This window comes from Butyricimonas hominis, from assembly GCF_014287455.1.
GTDB lineage: Bacteria > Bacteroidota > Bacteroidia > Bacteroidales > Marinifilaceae > Butyricimonas > Butyricimonas muris.
Genome location: NZ_JACOOH010000009.1, coordinates 257,353 through 274,380, shown reverse-complemented (window position 1 = coordinate 274,380; position 17,028 = coordinate 257,353). Strand labels below are relative to the sequence as shown.

The 17,028-nt window shown below is 43.4% G+C and carries 11 protein-coding genes; 8 read left to right on the top strand and 3 right to left on the bottom strand.

Features of this window, described 5'->3' with window-relative positions; genetic code table 11:
* A complete protein-coding gene (gene glpA / locus H8S64_RS19265) occupies positions 1-1,626 on the bottom strand; it encodes an anaerobic glycerol-3-phosphate dehydrogenase subunit A (protein WP_186978336.1) in 1,626 nt (541 codons plus the stop codon).
* A gap of 623 nt (positions 1,627-2,249) precedes the next feature.
* On the opposite strand from glpA, the gene H8S64_RS19260 reads away from it, so the two are divergent.
* Entirely contained in the window at positions 2,250-2,669 is a 420-nt protein-coding gene (locus H8S64_RS19260) for a helix-turn-helix domain-containing protein (RefSeq protein WP_186978334.1), read from the top strand.
* Between the two features lie 155 nt (positions 2,670-2,824).
* On the opposite strand, the gene H8S64_RS19255 is transcribed toward H8S64_RS19260, so the two are convergent.
* Together H8S64_RS19255 and H8S64_RS19250 are read right to left on the bottom strand one after the other, a co-directional pair.
* Positions 2,825-3,805: a glycosyl transferase family 90 gene (locus H8S64_RS19255; RefSeq protein ID WP_255469622.1), complete on the bottom strand. Its 981-nt coding sequence runs from the start codon at positions 3,803-3,805 to the stop codon at positions 2,825-2,827.
* 390 nt (positions 3,806-4,195) lie between these two features.
* Positions 4,196-6,049, bottom strand: a complete 1,854-nt coding sequence (locus H8S64_RS19250; RefSeq protein WP_186978332.1) for a hypothetical protein — start codon at positions 6,047-6,049, stop codon at positions 4,196-4,198.
* Between the two features lie 239 nt (positions 6,050-6,288).
* Between H8S64_RS19250 and H8S64_RS19245 the strand changes: the two genes are divergently transcribed.
* From H8S64_RS19245 to H8S64_RS19215, 7 genes are all read left to right on the top strand, one after another.
* Positions 6,289-7,677, top strand: coding sequence for a Gfo/Idh/MocA family protein (locus H8S64_RS19245; protein ID WP_255469636.1), 1,389 nt, complete (start codon positions 6,289-6,291; stop codon positions 7,675-7,677).
* A 227-nt stretch (positions 7,678-7,904) separates the two neighbouring features.
* A complete protein-coding gene (locus H8S64_RS19240; protein ID WP_186978328.1) occupies positions 7,905-8,429 on the top strand; it encodes an RNA polymerase sigma factor in 525 nt (174 codons plus the stop codon).
* A 56-nt stretch (positions 8,430-8,485) separates the two neighbouring features.
* Positions 8,486-9,658 (top strand): FecR family protein, encoded by a 1,173-nt coding sequence (locus tag H8S64_RS19235; protein WP_186978326.1) that lies wholly within the window; start codon positions 8,486-8,488, stop codon positions 9,656-9,658.
* Positions 9,659-9,751: 93 nt separating this feature from the next.
* Positions 9,752-13,048 carry a SusC/RagA family TonB-linked outer membrane protein gene (locus H8S64_RS19230; protein WP_186978324.1) on the top strand — a complete coding sequence of 1,099 codons (3,297 nt, stop codon included), beginning with the start codon at positions 9,752-9,754 and terminating at the stop codon, positions 13,046-13,048.
* Between the two features lie 19 nt (positions 13,049-13,067).
* Positions 13,068-14,564, top strand: a complete 1,497-nt coding sequence (locus H8S64_RS19225) for a RagB/SusD family nutrient uptake outer membrane protein (RefSeq protein WP_186978322.1) — start codon at positions 13,068-13,070, stop codon at positions 14,562-14,564.
* A gap of 30 nt (positions 14,565-14,594) precedes the next feature.
* A complete protein-coding gene (locus H8S64_RS19220) occupies positions 14,595-15,287 on the top strand; it encodes a DUF4843 domain-containing protein (protein ID WP_186978320.1) in 693 nt (230 codons plus the stop codon).
* Positions 15,288-15,321: 34 nt separating this feature from the next.
* Positions 15,322-17,001, top strand: a complete 1,680-nt coding sequence (locus H8S64_RS19215; RefSeq protein ID WP_186978318.1) for a hypothetical protein — start codon at positions 15,322-15,324, stop codon at positions 16,999-17,001.
* Positions 17,002-17,028: the final 27 nt, after the last annotated feature.

Sequence of the window (17,028 nt, the reverse complement as noted above, 5' to 3'; positions counted from 1 at the left end):
TTATTCTTTTGAAGATGATGTTAGCCCGCATACGGCTTCGTATATCCACGCGGTGTATTCACTTTCACGTAATGTATCGCCCCACGCGATGGGTGCCATGCCTTTCCATCTCTCGTTCAAGAAAGAGGTGAGGTCTGATTTCGCTCTTTTCGTGCAGGCTTTTTTCATGTTGCTCATTAATCCGGCGGCTCGGCAGGCACAGAGCTCTCCTTGGCAAGTGCCCATTCCCACGCGGGTTCTTCTTCGCAAGTCAACCAGATTGTTTACATCCAACTCGTTCAAGGCGTACTTCGCTTCTCCCACGGATACTTCTTCGCATTCGCAGATCAAGCTGTTGTCCAAGGCGGTATTCCCTGAAAACTTGTCTGCCATCTCCCCGTGGCGGTTGATTGTAGCGTTGCGTTGCGCGAGCGGAACGGATATAATTTTTTTACTTGTTTCTTCGGCATTTCCTCTGGAGCCGGGTAATTTTTCGGTGGCGGTGGTGCAAGGGGTTGAAACGTTTAGTTTCTTGCAAACCAAGTCGGTCGTCCATTCGGACATCAACCGGTAGGTCATGAGCTTGCCACCCGTGATGGTGACAAGGCCTTCCAGTCCGTCTCTCTTCGCGTGGTCCAGTAGCACGATACCCCGGCTTACGTTTCTTCCGCTGGGATCATCGTCTGATGCAACTAGCGGTCGGACTCCCGCGTACGCTCTTAGGATGCGGGTTTGTGCCAGTAGCGGGGATAATTTTTCTCCTTCCCGCAATAGTAAGTCCACTTCTTCCGGGGTGACGTACATGTTGTCCACTTCCTCGTAAGGTACTTTGCTGGAAGTTGTTCCGATAAGGCAGATGGTATCGCCCGGCACGAGAATATCGGCGTCGGCGGGCTTGCGGCATCTGTTCAGCAGGATGTTGTTTACCCGGTGCCCGAAAATCAACAAGGCTCCCTTGGCGGGTAGCATGTTGATATTGATTCCGGCCAGTTTGGCTATATTGTGTCCCCATATACCCCCGGCGTTGACAACGACGGAGCCGTAATAGGATTTTGTTTCTTTCGTTTTGTGGTCAAGGACTTTGATGCCCGTGATGCGGTCTTGCTCGCGGATGAGTTCCGTGACCTCGTGATAAGTCAGCACGGTGGCTCCGTGTAGTTTCGCGTCCATGATATTGGATGCTGTCAGGCGGAACGGGTCGACCGCTCCGTCCGGAACTCTTACCGCTCCAATGATATCGGGATTGGCGGAAGGTTCCATCTTTATAGCTTCTTTTGGATCGATCACGTCAGCCCGAATACCTGCTTGCCTGCAGGCGTCAACAAATTTGGACTGATAATTTATGTCATCTTCGGGAAGGGTGAGGAAGAGTCCGTCGGTTTCTTCCACGCAGTGGCTGGCGATTTTACGAAGAATCATATTTTCTTTGATACATTCTTCCGCGGATTCTTTGTCGGTTACCGCGTAGCGAGCGCCGCTATGCAACAGCCCGTGATTGCGTCCCGTGGCTCCGGTGGAAATATCGAATCTTTCAACCAAAAGCACCCGCAGTCCCCTGCGGGAACAATCTCTGGCAGTGCCGGCTCCTGTCGCGCCGCCGCCGATGATGATTACATCAAATGGTTTTGTTGTCTCGTGCTGTGTCATGTCCAAAAGATTTTATTATCGCAAAGGAAAGAATAAAACGAAAGAAAACAAAATAATGTCGCAATAAAATCACCTAAAAGTGAAAGTAAATGAAAGAATAAATTCCGTTTTGTGTTTTGAATAGCTTTCAAATGGTTGAAGTTGCCTTTGGCGAGTTGCAACCTGCAACTTGCAACTCGCCAAAGGCGAATCCAACCAGAGGAGGAACAGGAACACTATTATTAACGTGAAAAGATATGTATCGAGAAGGAAAGTTGATTTACTTATGTTGTTGAATCGATGTTGTGTCGTTTCGGAACGGTTGTAGAAAAAGAGAACAACGATTCAACAACGGTAGAACAAGCCGACTTGAAACTGACTTTATCTGATTGTTTGTGGGAGTCTGTGAGGAGCGGGCTTGATAAATAAAAGGAGAAGACAAAGAACATTAACGGGATAAATATCTTTGTCTTCTCACATCACCAACCGATTAACATACCCCAATTGCTTGGGGATTTCACCAATAATCGCTATATTTGTAACAAACGATACACAAAGGTAATACAAATTTGGAAGAATGCAAAATCAAATTGGATTATTTTTTGGTAATAGATAAAATTTAAATTAATTCTAAATAAAAGGGTATGTCATTTTCCGAGAGATTGCAAGAGGTGATGAACGAGAAAGGTTACACGAAATACCGTGTGGCGAAGGCATTAAACATGTCGGCTACTACCATTTCAAACTACCTGAATAACAAGACGAAGCCGGATACCACAAAATTGGAGGTGCTGAGTCACTTGTTGGGAGTAAACCGGAATTGGCTTGTAAGTGGCGAGGGCGAGAAATACCGTAAAGTTGTTATGGCTAATGATACTTCTTCAGGAGTTGATTCTGTCGGCGAGGATGATAGTGTAATGACACGCCATCTGGTGGCGATTGTTGATAAACAAGCTTCTTCTTTAAAGGCTAAGGATGAGCAGATGACCATGTTGCTCGCGACAAATGAACTGTTGTTAAGGAAACTTGCTTCTCTTCTGGAGAAGTTGCTCGAGAAATTTTGAGATAGTATAATATTGGAATAACACTTCACGAGTGCCACAAGGATTTGGAATCGTTTCTTGGGCATTCGTGAAGTATTTTTTTGTCTTTTCCCGGGAAAATTCTTCTTGATATATATTTTTTTTGAAAAATATTTCAAATAGTAATCTCCCGTTTTTTAATTCGTTTTTTCAAAGTATTTTTCCATGACAAATAGAGAAATTAGTTTTTCTCTTTTTTTATTCCGGAATTGTGCCACGTACTCGTGAGCGTGTTTTATAATTTCGAGAGCCTCGTTCTCATGCTCGATGTAATAATTAACTTTCTCGATCAGGTCGGAATAATCTTCCTTGATTTCAATATAGTGATAATCGGGGATTAATTTACCTTCCATGAACCAAGTTTCACAAGTAGGTTTGGGCATTACAGCGATGGAGTTGGAATACATTACCCATTTCAAGTTGCTTGCCACGTCATTCCCCTCAAGTGCCATGATGAATTTGTACTCGAGATGATCGCGTAGTGTTATTTTGGGTTTTCTCCATTCCGCGGGTATGTTGGGACTACTGCCAACTTCTCCGACATCGCACATGGGATGATTGATAAACTTTGAAATGAACTGTTGTCTGCGAGGTTTCGAGCCTGCCTTGCCTCTAAAAATGATTTTATTCTTTTTTCCGGAGAAAGGTATCGTGTCTTTGAGAAAAACGAAATGGCGTATCTTGTCGAGATTCAATAGAACCGAATTTTTATTATCGGGATGAAGGGGACGGCTTTTCACGATGGCCGGATAGTCGGGAACGTGAACGATGTCACCGGGCAAATGTTGCCATTTTAGAGATTTCGGGAACCAGCGGGTGAATTCGTAGGTATCAAAGAAGTAAACGGATTGTTTTTCCCTTTTGGTGAACTTGTGATTTGCCAGACGGGGAGAAGTGTCCGGTAATTTTACGGGTTCTGACAGTTTGTTATAATACTCGACACGTTCTTGTATGTAAGGGAAATCCGGTCGTTTCATGGCTTTTTTCAATATTTTTTCACGACGGTTGCGGAGTATGATTTGCGGGATTGCATAACGAGTCATGTTTTGAATATAGTAAATCCATTTCGGATTTTTTCCACTACGAAGACGATAGATTAATTGCATGTCTGATATCATGTTTCTACCTCTATCTCCAAAAGGTAATTATAACCGTTAAAAGCGTGGAGATACTTGTTTTATCTATCTTTTATATCTTGCGGAATGTTCTGTTGCAAACAATTCATTCGCCTTTTAATGTATATTATACACGACATACAATATCATGTCCACCAAACAGAACATTGTAGTAATTAAGATTCTAAAGATAAGAATCCAAACAAACGCCTTTAAAATATCTTCTATCTGAAACGCTCAGATGGCAATGTAAAAATAGATATTTTTTGGTATTTGACAAATAGTAGGCTAAATAAATCGGACTTCGGCGGAAAACCGGAGTTTACATCATGGTGTTTCTTAAATCTTTGCATATTGCAAAGATTTAAGAAGTGAATGACAGACTATCCGGTATTATTCTATATTGATTTCGATGTCAGTGTATATAGTGACGGATTTTTGTAGATGTTTTATTAAGGCAACCAGAGCATCGTGCGCTTCGAATGGCAAATGCGAGAACTTGTCCAGCCAAGAGAGAATGTAGTGTTGTTGGCGAGTAATTTCATAGATCGTGGCTTTCAGAAAATTTCGTTCCCAAAGAATTTTTTGTCGGGATACAAAATTTTTAAGATTTGTGGTTATGCAATATCCCGTGTCATCTTGTCGTATCGAGATAGCGGGATTGATTTTTATGATTTGAACGGAACGTCTTTGTTCATCTTTTTCATTGTAGACGTGAGGATGTCCCGCGAGAAGAATTATCTTGTCTTCTTTGGAAAGATTCGGGTAGGCTAATTCACAGTCCCAATCGGTCATGTCGGGGACGGAGCCTTCGAAGAGTCTTGGTGCGGCTATAGGCATGCCGGATGTCCATGTGATTCCATCCTTTGTTTTCTGTAGCTTGGGGACAATCATCCACTGTTGTTTGCCCCATGTGCGTATAAAGTACGCGATCCGGAATGTGTTTGTTCGTGTGGCCAAGAGTTCTTTCGTCCTATCTTTTTGAATGATTGGTGTGAATGTCTGTTCCACGAGAGGGGCAAATGTTTTTTCCCATTTTCCCGTTAGTATGGTATTTTGTTTAAAAGATACTAAGTTTTTTCTCGATAAACATTTGTTTACTAAAGACGGAATGTCCCAACCTAGTTTAGCGGCTTGATGTTCGAGGAATGTCAATGAACCGTCGACGGCTAGTCCGAGGTATTGTTTCATGCTGTTCAGTAGATATTGGGACAAGGGGGGAAGAGAGCCTTCTGCCGGTAGTAAGCGAGTGATTTCTTCCGGGCTTTTGTTCATTTTGTTTGCCCACGCGAGCCGTTCGAAAATGTCGTCGGGAGGGAGAATGTTTAGCGGGGAATTGATATCGATAGATGTTTTAGAATCTAGCAGGTAAGCCATGGCTTTACCGAATAGGAATATGGGGTATTGGGTGGGGCGATAGTCGTCGAATATCGTTTTATTTGATTCCCCTTCCGAAAAATATCGAAGGGCACGCGAGTAATCACCTTGATAAAGGTAGTACATTCCCAATAAGGATGCTCCTTCTCTGGTGGCGGGATTTACGTTGTCGGGAATTTGATCTGATTTGCCGGGAAGCAAGAGTGTTAGGATTGCCCGTGTATCTTGCAAGGTGGCATGAAAGAGGGGAGAGTTTTTGTGTATAACGGTAAATCGGTCATACCAACAAGCGATGGACGGGTTAGGATGAATCTGTTCGATTTGTAACCGGACAATGTCCCGGAAGTGGCGTATAAGGTATTTTTCGGGAAATGTTGTTTCGAGATGAAAGGATGATTTCATCTTTGAGGCTGTGTTGAGAAGTTGCTGTTTATAAAAATGCGGGATCGGGAAATGGTCGTGATCCGGTAATTTTACATCAAAGAATATAGCTAGTATCCTCTCTCTCGTGGGGCGTCCTGTTCGATTTACTTTTTCCCAGAATTGTGGAGTGCTGACTTCTTGCTCGATATCGCGCCCCTCTTTTACCTGTTGCAGGAATAATAGAATGGTTAATTCCAGAGCTAACATAGACGTGTAGTAATCATCAGTACTTCCGCCTTCCATGCAATACCAAACAATTTTAGCCTGTTGGAGCCTTTTGAAGGTCGCATGTAATTCGGAACGGGGGGAAGTGACGTCAGGGAATAAACTTTCCATATCCTTCCTGTTGATAGGGCAACAAGAGTGTGCCAACATGTCTACGATAAGTTTTGCCTGACCGGATAATGATCGATAGACTTCCAATTGAGATTCGAATGAGATATCCATAAGTAATAAATATAGGTTTTTACAAATTTAAGAAAATAATTCCGGAAATATATCTATGTAGGTGTAATGTGTGTTGTTTTTGGTTGTTTGATTACCTGCATTATTTTGTGATAGATTATATTATTTATAAAGGATTATTATTACTTTTAGAGCGTGTTTGAAGAAGAAGGAATATAATCAGTGTTTAAATATTAAAGTGTTGTTGTATGAAAAGAGTAATGAAGACCTTATTATTTGCTATGGCAATTTTTTCGGGCGGACTATTTTGCTCGTGTTCTTGTAAAGTGGACAAGAAGGCGGCTCAAAAAGTGATGCCTATCGAGGTGCCTGTGCCGGAACGTCCGGCGGGACAGAAAGATGTGTTGGGGTTGGTGACTCCCAAGTTGGATACCGTGCGTGTCGGGTTTATCGGGTTGGGGATGCGGGGACCGGGAGCGGTAGAAAGATTCACGCATATACCGGGTACAAAAGTCGTGGCTCTCTGTGATATCGTTCCTGAACGGGTGGATAAGACGCAAGGGATATTGAGACGTGCCGGATTGCCGGAGGCGGCGGGTTATTCGGGAAGTGAAGACGCGTGGAAGCAACTTTGCGAACGGGATGACATTGACTTGGTGTATATCGCCACGGATTGGCTGCATCATGCGCCGATGGCTCTTTACGCGATGGAACACGGTAAACACGTGGCAATAGAGGTTCCTGCCGCCATGAATATGGAGGAGATTTGGGCGTTGATTAACATGGCGGAGAAAAAGCAATTGCATTGCATGATGTTGGAAAATTGTGTGTATGATTTCTTCGAGTTGACCACGTTGAACATGGCGCAACATGATGTCTTCGGGGAAATACTTTACGTCGAGGGTGCTTACATTCATAATCTTGACGAGTTCTGGGCTTATTACTGGAATAACTGGCGTATGGACTACAACCGGAAACACCGGGGGGATATTTACGCCACTCACGGCATGGGGCCTGCTTGTCAATTGCTGGATATCCACCGCGGCGATAAGATGAATTATCTTGTTTGCATGGACACGAAAGCTGTTTCTGCACCGGAGTATATCAAAAATAAAACGGGTGAAGAGGTGAAGGATTTCAAGAACGGGCAACACACGGTGACGTTAATTCACACGGAGAACGGTAAGACGATACAGATGCAGCATAACGTGACATCGCCCCGTCCGTACAGTCGGATGTACCAGTTGACAGGTACGAAAGGTTTTGCCAATAAATACCCGATACAAGGCTACGCCCTGCAACCCTCGCAGGTGTCCTCGGACGTGATGCCGGATCACGAGAATCTGAACGCTCACGGTTTCGTGCCGCAAGAAGTGAAGAAAGCCTTGATGGAAAAATACAAACATCCCATTCAAAAGGAATTGGAAGAACAAGCCAAGAAGGTCGGCGGACACGGCGGTATGGATTTTATCATGGATTATCGCCTCGTGTATTGCTTGCAGAACGGTTTGCCGTTGGATATGGACGTGTATGACTTGGCGGAATGGTGTTGTCTCGGTGAATTGACCGCACTTTCACTGGAAAACAACAGTGCTCCCGTGGTAATTCCGGATTTCACCCGCGGCGGTTGGAATAAGATCAAGGGGTATCGTCACGCTTTCGTGAAATGAAAGGCGATGGAATGTTTTAGGAAAATACGGGATTAATGTTTCCGTTTTTATAAACAGGAGGAAGTGTCTGCTCGGGCACTTCCTTGTCTTTTTAAGATAAAATTGGACGGGAAATAGACGAGTGATTGTTTTTTTCTTTATTTTTGGAAAAATAAAGAGAGTGGTACTGGTGCATTATGTCTCAAAGTAAAGGTTATACTATCGAAAAGTTGGTGAAGAGGGATCCAATGGCTTTTCGTGCTTTTCATCAAGAGCACGTGAGATTATTTTGCCAGTTCTGTACACGGTTTATCGATGATCCGGAAGTTGTGCGGGATATTGTACAGGAGGCGTTTATCGCCATGTGGGAACGGATAGCCACCTTTCGAGAAGAGGCTCACGTGAAAGCTTTTCTTTATGCAACAGTACGGAATAAGTCCATAAATTATTTGCGGGATCGACGGGTCGAATTGCGGAGTCGGGAAAGGTTATTCCAGTTGCAGAGCGAAGCTGAATTTCGCGATATCGCTATCGAAGAGGAAATGTACGATTTTCTTTGCAAGAGGATTGAGATGCTGTCGGAGATGCAACGCGAGGTATTGTGGATGCATGTTGACGGGTTGTCTAACGAAGAAATTGCTAAAAAACTTAATATTTCCGTGAATACGGTTCTTACGCATAAACAACGGGCTAAGAATGAGTTAAGGAATTATATCCGTTATTTTTCTTTATGTATTACTATCTTTTTGAAAAAAAATAAAGATTTCATGTAGTCGTTTTCCAGCAGAAGCGTGTGTATATATAAAACGAAAGTATAAACACTTCTGTTATGGATGAAAAAGATACATACGGTAATATTGAAAAGTATAGTCTTTTATTGCAAAAATATTTTGACGGGCAGCTTACATCAGGTGAACGGAGTGAGTTGGCCGAGTGGTTATGGCGTGACAGAAGAAACAGGGAATTGCTGAGACGGTTGCGTGGAGGGAATATGTCTCGAGAAAAATATCGGGCTTACCAAAGAATAGATATAGAACGGGAATTTGAGTTGCTGACGCATCGTTACAAGAAAACGAGAAAGAGAAAGTTCGTTATTCGATGGAGCGGAGTGGCGGCAATACTGGTTTTAGCGTTGTGCGTGGGTTTACTATTTGATCGGGAAGTAAAACCGGAGGGGAGAATCGTGGTAAAAGAAGGAAAGGTACAAGCTGTGTTGACAACAGCAGACGGTAGTGTGATACCGATCAAGAAAGGAATGATTAAACCGGGAATAGAAACTTTCCAAATAAAGGATTCATTAAAAGAGTTATTTTATGAGCCGGTGGATAGGTCCGGGGATTCGGTACGTTATCATCGTTTGGATGTTCCAAGAGGAGGTGAGTACACGCTGGTTCTTGCTGACGGATCTTCTGTGCGTTTGAATTCCGAATCGAGTATTCGTTTCCCGGAGTGTTTTTCCGGTTCTACCAGAGAGGTGAAAATAGAGGGCGAAGTGTATTTCGAAGTTAAGAGAGATTCGAGTCGTCCGTTTATTGTGTACGCGAATGAATTGAAAATTGAAGTATTGGGAACTCGGTTTGGAGTTCGTGTTTACCCGGATGAAATGATGAATAATACAACTTTGGCTGAAGGGAGTGTGCGTGTCGTTTCCGGGAAGTCTAATATGGTTTTGATCCCCGGTGAACAGGCTTACCTGATGAATGATAAACTGCATAAGCGAAAAGTGGATGTTGGTAAACAATTGGCGTGGGTGAACGGGTTGTTCGTCTTCGAACATGACAATTTATCGTATGTCGTGAAGCAGTTGACTCGTTGGTACGATGTGCATTTTCGTTTTGCGAATGAGAAGCTGAAAGATTATCAGTTCACGGGAACGGTAGGGCGTGATGAGGGGATAGACGGTATTTTGAATTTGATGGAAAAGATGAATGTAGTTTCTTTTGAAAAGAAAGACGGGTATTATATGATAAAAGAAAACGACAAAGTCAAGATGTATAATTAATAGGGGTATTAATATCTGACTTTGCCATTTTAAATTTAACAATACAAAATTATGGAAAAAAAACGAAGATTCCGATCTTTGAAGGATCGTATTATGCGAAAAAAAATGTTTGCTTGTACGGTGCTAATCGGGTTACTCTTTATGTTGCCCGTGAAAGCACAGGAAAAACAGCATCGTGTTTCGCTGACCGTAAATCAACAAACAGTAGTGGAAATCTTTAAACTACTGGAAGAACAAGTTCCTTACAAGTTTTTATATCATGACGCGGATATCCAGAAACTGGGAAAAAAGACGTTGACATTGAAAAATGTTCTTTTGACTATGGCTTTAGATTCTTGCTTGCAAGGAAGTTCTATCGGGTACGAGTTTGTTGGGACCTCTATCGTTTTCAAACGATTGGCAAAACAGGCGGGTAAAAAAGCCGTAACGATAACTGGAAGCGTGGAGGATGAATTCGGGAATCCCTTACCCGGGGTGACGGTCATTGTCGAGGGGACGACGATGGGGGTGACTACTGATGTGAACGGAAGTTTCGGGTTGGCTATCCCTAGAGTGAAGGAGGTTTCTCTTGTTTTTTCTTTCGTGGGGATGAAAAAACAGGTGGTTAAATTGGATGTGGATGTTTGGGAAGCGAAACAAGAGAAATTAAAGGTGGTGTTGGTCGAGGAGAATGTCCGCATGGATGATGTGGTAGTCACGGGATATGCCAATTTGTCGAGGCAATCTTTTACAGGTAACGCCAAGACTGTGACGGCAGAGGAGTTGAAGAAGGTTTCGCAGACAAACGTGTTGAAATCTTTGCAAGTGCTTGACCCGTCTTTTCGTCTGACAGTGGATAACGAGATGGGGTCAAATCCGAATGCACTTCCGAATATCAGTATCCGGGGTGCCTCGGGAATCGGTGTTACCGAATTTGACACGGAAGATCTTTCGGAGTCTTCTTTAAGGAATAACCCGAATCTGCCGACGTTTATCATGGACGGGTTTGAAGTGAACGTGGAGAAATTGTATGACTTGGATATTAACCGGATCGAGTCAATCACGATATTAAAAGATGCCGCGGCAACAGCCATGTATGGTTCCCGTGCTGCAAACGGAGTGATCGTGATCACGACAGTAGCCCCAAAACCCGGGGAAGTGTTAGTGACTTACAATTATAATTTGAATGTTCAGTTACCGGACTTGCGAGATTATAATCTGATGAATGCGCGAGAGAAGCTGGAGGCGGAGAAGGAAGCAGGACTTTTTGACGAGAGCGTGTGGGGAATCCGTTATTATAACGAGAAACTTCGTTTGCTGGAACAGGGTGTGGAAACGGATTGGTTGTATAAACCTTTGCGCAACGTGGCGAATAGTAAGCATTTTCTACGCTTGGAAGGTGGAGCGAAAGGATTGCGCTACGCGATAGACGTGAATTATCACGGGAATAACGGGGTAATGAAGGATTCCAAACGTAAAGTGTACGGCGTAGGCTTCGAGTTACAGTATCACATGGGGAAATTAACTTTCCGGAATGCGGCCGGGTACACGGGGGTAGACGAGAAAGAGTCACCTTACGGAAGTTTCTCGAATTACACGACCATGAATCCCTATTTGCCTTACTTGGATGATGATGGGACAATGTTGGAGATGATCCCCGTGCCGGGTAGTAATGATGTTGCTAACCCTTTGTATGATGCGACATTGGGAAGTTACGACAAGAAGAAGACAGAAGATTTTTATAATAATTTCAGTATCCAGTATTTTCTTAGCGAACGCTTGAATTTTAAGGCTACACTGGCAGTTACCCGTAAAGTCGGAAATACTTCCAAGTATATTTCACCACAAGCCGGGAAATATGCCACGACGACTTACAAGGGTGAGTTGACTTTGGGGAATAATTCCGAAACTTCTTTTGACGGGAGCTTGTTTGGCTATTATAATGATGTGATTGATAATCATAGTATTAATCTCGCATTTGGTATTAATATACGGGAAAGGAAGAATGACGAGGAAACCTATTATTTGCGGGATCTTCCGGCCGGAGGTTTTTCAAGTCCTCAGTTTGCTAGAGAGATGGCTAGTTCTCCAAGTGCATTCGGGCAGACGAACCGACTTTTTGGAGCCATGATTTCTTTGAATTACACGTATAACAATATTTATCTGATGGATTTAACCGGACGTTTGGATGGAAATTCGTCATTCGGAAGTGATTCGAGATTTGCTCCTTTTTGGTCAGCCGGGTTGGGACTTAATATTCACAATTATGCTTTCGCGAAAGAATTGGATTGGCTTTCGGAGTTAAAGATCAGGGGTTCGTACGGGATTACCGGGAAGGCTGATTTCCCGGCAAAGACAGCTCGTACGGTGTACACGATGAACAGTGATTACGTGTATGCCACTGGTGTGGGAGGAAATATTGCTGCTATGGGAAACAAGAAGTTGAAATGGGAGAGAACGAATATCACGGATCTGGGAATTACAATCGGATTGTTTGGTGAGCGGGTGAAAGTAAACGGGACCTATTACTCTCGTCGCACTCTGGATTTAATTGCGGATATGTATATCCCTTCTTCGTCGGGTTTTCTTTCTTACAAGGATAACGTGGGAGAGATTTTGAACCGGGGATTTGAACTTGATCTTCGTTTGAAAGTACTCGGAAAGAAAGATATGTCGTTGTATGTAAATGGCAATTTGGCAAGGAACAAAAACCGGATTGAGAAAATTTCGGATGCGTTGAAATCGTACAACAAGCGTGTAGAGGAGAATTATTCCACGTACGCGAATGATAATAAGCCCATGTTAAAGTTTGTGGAGGGAGCTTCGACGTCTTCCATTTATGCTATGCGTTCTCTGGGGATAGATCCCCAAACCGGTAAAGAGATGTTCGTATCCAAAGACGGAACTGTGGGTAGTAAATGGATTGCTTCGGAGAATGTAGCAATAGGTGATAAGGAACCTAAAGTGAACGGAACAATTTCGACGAACTTCTATTACAAGGGAATAACGCTTGATCTTTATTTTACTTATACCTACGGGGGGCAGCAGTATAATCAGACACTTCAGTCCAAGATTGAGAATGCGAATATTGAGAAAAACGTGGATAAACGGGTGTTTACTGATCGTTGGAAAAATGAAGGGGATATTTGCCAGTTCAAGAGCCTGCAAGATTACCGGGAGTTGACGAACCCGACAAGCCGTTTTGTGCAGGATGACAATACTTTAACATTCCAATCTTTGTCATTGGGATACGAGTTGCCGGAGCGGATAGTCCGAAAAATGTATCTTAATAGGGTACGATTCTCTTTTAATATGAATGATATTTTCAGACTTTCGACGATCAAGCAGGAGAGAGGATTATCTTACCCATTCTCCAGAGGTTATAGTTTTTCTGTGAATATTGGTATTTAAACTCAAAAAATAGATGTTTATGAAGAAATATATCATTTTGGGCCTGTTGAGTATAGGTTTGTATTCATGCGACTCATGGCTGGACGTGAAGTCCGATCAAGAGGTGTACGAGGAATCTATGTTTGAGGAAAGCCGGGGATATTACACGGCATTGAACGGTTTGTATATTCTGATGTCGGAGGGAACCCTGTATGGAACGAATCTGAGTTACGGTGCTATGGAAGCATGGAGTCGGAGTTATGATTTGGATAATGGTAATCTGACCACATTCACGGATCTGGCAAATCTTAGATACCGAAATTCCGGTCCCACGGATTTGGGCAAGGCTATCTGGTTGCGTTGTTACAAAGTTATTGCCGAGGCGAATAATTTGATTCAGAATCTGGAAGCGGATAAAGATGTTATTTTTAAATATGGTGATGTAACTCGGAATATGGTCTTGGGTGAAGCCTATGCGATAAGGAGTCTGATGCATTTTGAGATCGTGCGTATCTTCACGAAGGCTCCGGTTATTGATCAGGGTGGAGTAACGGCAACCGTTCCTTACGTGACGGAATTTCCGTCCCATGTGAATCCGCCTGTGCCTACCAAAGATATACTGGAGTTTGTGATTAAAGAGTTGGAGGCGGCAAGGGAGTTGGTGAAGCCTTTCGATCTGGATGACAAATATCCCGGTTCGATTTCGTATCAAGATCGGAACGTGGACAGACGTTTGAAGTTGGAAGTGGCAGGAGAGATCACTGTGAATCACGCTAATGAAGAGTTTTTCCGTTACCGGGCAGATCGTTTGGGATATTATCCGATCACGCAATTGCTGGCTAGGGTATGTCTGTACGCGGGCGATAAAGACAAAGCTTATGAATATGCCAACGAGATCGTGGAGATGGTTAATACGCAGACCGTTTATGACTTTACGGCTCCCGGTTTTATCGGCAATCCCGAGATTGCGGCTTCGACCGTGCACCCACGGCTTCACGAGGAAATTATTTTTGGCGTTTATAACTCCAAATTGTCTGATTTGACGGAATATTATTTTGGTAAGAACGTAACGACGAATAGATTACGGATCAAAGACCCGAATGATCTTTTCGATAACCCGAATGATGTCCGGTTAAAAGCGATTGTTGACCGTATGCCGACCAAGTTTTCGTTGGCCGGTAGTAACGAGGCAGACATGAAACGGGCAAGTACGACCGTTCCGGTGATGCGTATCCCGGAGGCGTATTATATTGCAGCCGAATGTATTTTTGATAAGGATAAGGCAAAAGCTTTGGAGATATTTCACAAGGCATTAGAAAAACGTCTTAATCAAGTTTATAACTTACCGGAGAACGTGGATAAAGAGCGTTTCATGGATGCTCTCGTGGAAGAGTATAGACGAGAATTTTTGTGCGAAGGTCAATTGATCTATCTATACAAACGGCTTAATATCCCGATGCGGATTTCGGGTGGAGTGTTCGTTCACGACGGTAAGTTGGTAATGCCTGTTCCGGACACGGAATCGGGGATCGAGTAATAATGTTGAAACTATTAAATAGAACGATATATGCGTACGTGTTTATTTATTCTTTTGAACGTGTTGTTCTTTATCGGTTGTGAGAAAGAGAAAGCAGAGCTTTTTACCGATACGAGATATATAAAATTCCGTTTTTACAACGATTTGGGTGATGATTATTATAAGATAACATATTCTTTTGCTTACGAACCGGATGAAGTACAGGAAAAAGAGTTGCGGGTTCCGGTGGAGTTCCGGGGATATTCCTTGACGGAGGGTTTGACTTATTCTGTGGCTGTCGACACGGGAACCACTTTGCCGAAGGATTGTTTCAAACTGGAAGAGAATCAGGTGTTTTCGGCTAATTCGGGGGCTGTCGATTCTTTAAAAGTGACCTTGTTAAGAAACGAGATTCTGCAAGAAACGAGTAAAATGTTGCGTCTGAAGTTGGTTTCGAATGAAAATTTCGAGACTTACATGAAGGATTCCCTGTTCGTGGAAATTACGGTGGATGATATTTTCACGAAGCCAGCGTGGTGGGATGATGCTATCAAAGAGGCTTATTTGGGAAAATACTCGGCGCTTAAATATCAGGAGTTCATTGCCGAAACGGGAATCACGGATTTCGGCATTTTGGATGCTTCGGAGAAACGGCATTATGCACTGGTGTTCAAACGAGCTTTGGAGAAGAGTCCCAGACTTGACGAGGACGGTAAACCGATGACCGTGACCGTTACTGGATGATAGAACCGGAATAATGAATTTTAAATCATAAGTTATGAAAATAAAAATAATAGTGATATGTTTCCTCGGGTGGATAGGATTGAATGCCTGTCTGGAGGATCACACGAATTTGGATTACAAGGAGGTGATATTGCCGGATACGGTGAGGGTTGTGGATAAAGTGAATAAAAAGACGGTAGTGTTATCACATTCTGAAATGTTTCAAGGTTCGTTTTCTTTGCTGGCGGGAGTGGAAGTTGAGCTGGAGGCGGAGGTTGTTTATTCCGGTCCGGATCAGTTGGGGTACGAGTGGATGTTTGACGGAGAAGTGATCGGTTCCGAGAAGGAATTAAAGCATACGTTCACGAAAGAGGGACGTCTGGTGTTGTTTGTTTACCGGGGAGATAAGTCAAAAGTCACGGATTATCACATGGTGATTAGTTTGGTACAGCCTTTTGGTAGCGGGGTTTACGTGTTGGCAAAGCAGGGAGGGAAAAGTGTTGTTGACTTTATGCGGTATTATTCACAAAAAGAAACGGTTACTTTCTTGGGACAGCCAATGGAAATGACGATCCCTTATTACGAGGAACAGTCAAATGTTTTCTCTTTGTACAATGATGGGGAGGAGCTTCCGGGAAGTGAACCCGTGCAACTCGTTTGGGGGCAAGGTAAGGATAAGACTCAGGTGATGCAGGTACTGGATCGGGATTGGAGAAGTTCTGTCGCTTTTTATGGCAAGACAATCGAGAAGGTTGTCGGGATGAAGGATGAGTTCGTGGGGGCTCCCCAAAGTCTTTTCGTGAAGAGTATGGTAAACGTGGGAATGTCAACATTGGTGTACGGGGAGCAAGGAGATGCTTACTTGCGAGTGAATTATGACAATGGAACGCCTAACACGGGGAGATTCAGCTCGGAACGCCTGAGATTTGATGATCCGAATGATGTTCCGGATCAGGGGTGGATGGATGTGGAGGCCGATTTGATCGTGGCGGATAAGCAGGTTTCTAATAACTGGGCGATTATCCACGAGAAGAGTAAGGAACGGTTCCTGTTATTTTCTGTCAGTAGTGTTTTTATGCCGGATATGTCAGGAGGATTGGATTATTCTATTGTTATTCCGTTTCCGGAGGTCAAGTTGAAAGAGAATGAAGTTGCTTTGCATCATTTTGACAAAGAAGTAGTGGCCGTTTTGCCCCCATTAGGTTATCCACAGCGTTTGCATGTTATTTATAAAGACGGGGCTGACTACCGGATGCAAGCTCACACGATTTCACCGGATATCTATAGTCTTCCTCACTCCGTGAGATACACGATTGATGGAAACGTGAAGTTGCCCGGGGATGTGGTTGCTTTATTGAATAAGCCGGGAACGATCATCCAGAAGAACCAGAATAGTTCCCGGCAGGATATTTTTTATATCATTTCTGATAATACGATTTATGAGGTTGATGCGAATGGGGCAAATATGTCGACGCTTTACGCTTTTGAACAAGGACGTAAGATTACAGGTTTCTTTCGGTTGACGCCTTGGGCTGCGCCAACCGCGACTCCGGCAACCCAATATTTTAGCGGGTGGTTATTTGCCGTGGCTTTTGATAACGGGGAATTCAAAATCGGGCGGCTTTACAAAGATCCTCAACAGCCTGTGGGTATGCAGTGTACTTATTTACTGGAAAAGAAATATGATGGAGGTGTCACCGATATCAGGTTTATTTATAGTAACGTGATTATGTAGGTGGAAAAGTTTGTTGTATGTAATAAT

Bases quoted from the DNA above. Each gene is read 5' to 3' on its own strand.
- H8S64_RS19235 (WP_186978326.1), top strand. From the start codon at position 8,486: ATGGATGAAAAAGATACATACGGTAATATTGAAAAGTATAGTCTTTTA.
- H8S64_RS19230 (WP_186978324.1), top strand. From the start codon at position 9,752: ATGCGAAAAAAAATGTTTGCTTGTACGGTGCTAATCGGGTTACTCTTT.
- H8S64_RS19245 (WP_255469636.1), top strand. From the start codon at position 6,289: ATGGCAATTTTTTCGGGCGGACTATTTTGCTCGTGTTCTTGTAAAGTG.
- H8S64_RS19255 (WP_255469622.1), bottom strand. From the start codon at position 3,805: ATGATATCAGACATGCAATTAATCTATCGTCTTCGTAGTGGAAAAAAT.
- H8S64_RS19260 (WP_186978334.1), top strand. From the start codon at position 2,250: ATGTCATTTTCCGAGAGATTGCAAGAGGTGATGAACGAGAAAGGTTAC.
- H8S64_RS19215 (WP_186978318.1), top strand. From the start codon at position 15,322: ATGAAAATAAAAATAATAGTGATATGTTTCCTCGGGTGGATAGGATTG.
- H8S64_RS19225 (WP_186978322.1), top strand. From the start codon at position 13,068: ATGAAGAAATATATCATTTTGGGCCTGTTGAGTATAGGTTTGTATTCA.
- H8S64_RS19250 (WP_186978332.1), bottom strand. From the start codon at position 6,049: ATGGATATCTCATTCGAATCTCAATTGGAAGTCTATCGATCATTATCC.
- glpA (WP_186978336.1), bottom strand. From the start codon at position 1,626: ATGACACAGCACGAGACAACAAAACCATTTGATGTAATCATCATCGGC.
- H8S64_RS19220 (WP_186978320.1), top strand. From the start codon at position 14,595: ATGCGTACGTGTTTATTTATTCTTTTGAACGTGTTGTTCTTTATCGGT.
- H8S64_RS19240 (WP_186978328.1), top strand. From the start codon at position 7,905: ATGGCTTTTCGTGCTTTTCATCAAGAGCACGTGAGATTATTTTGCCAG.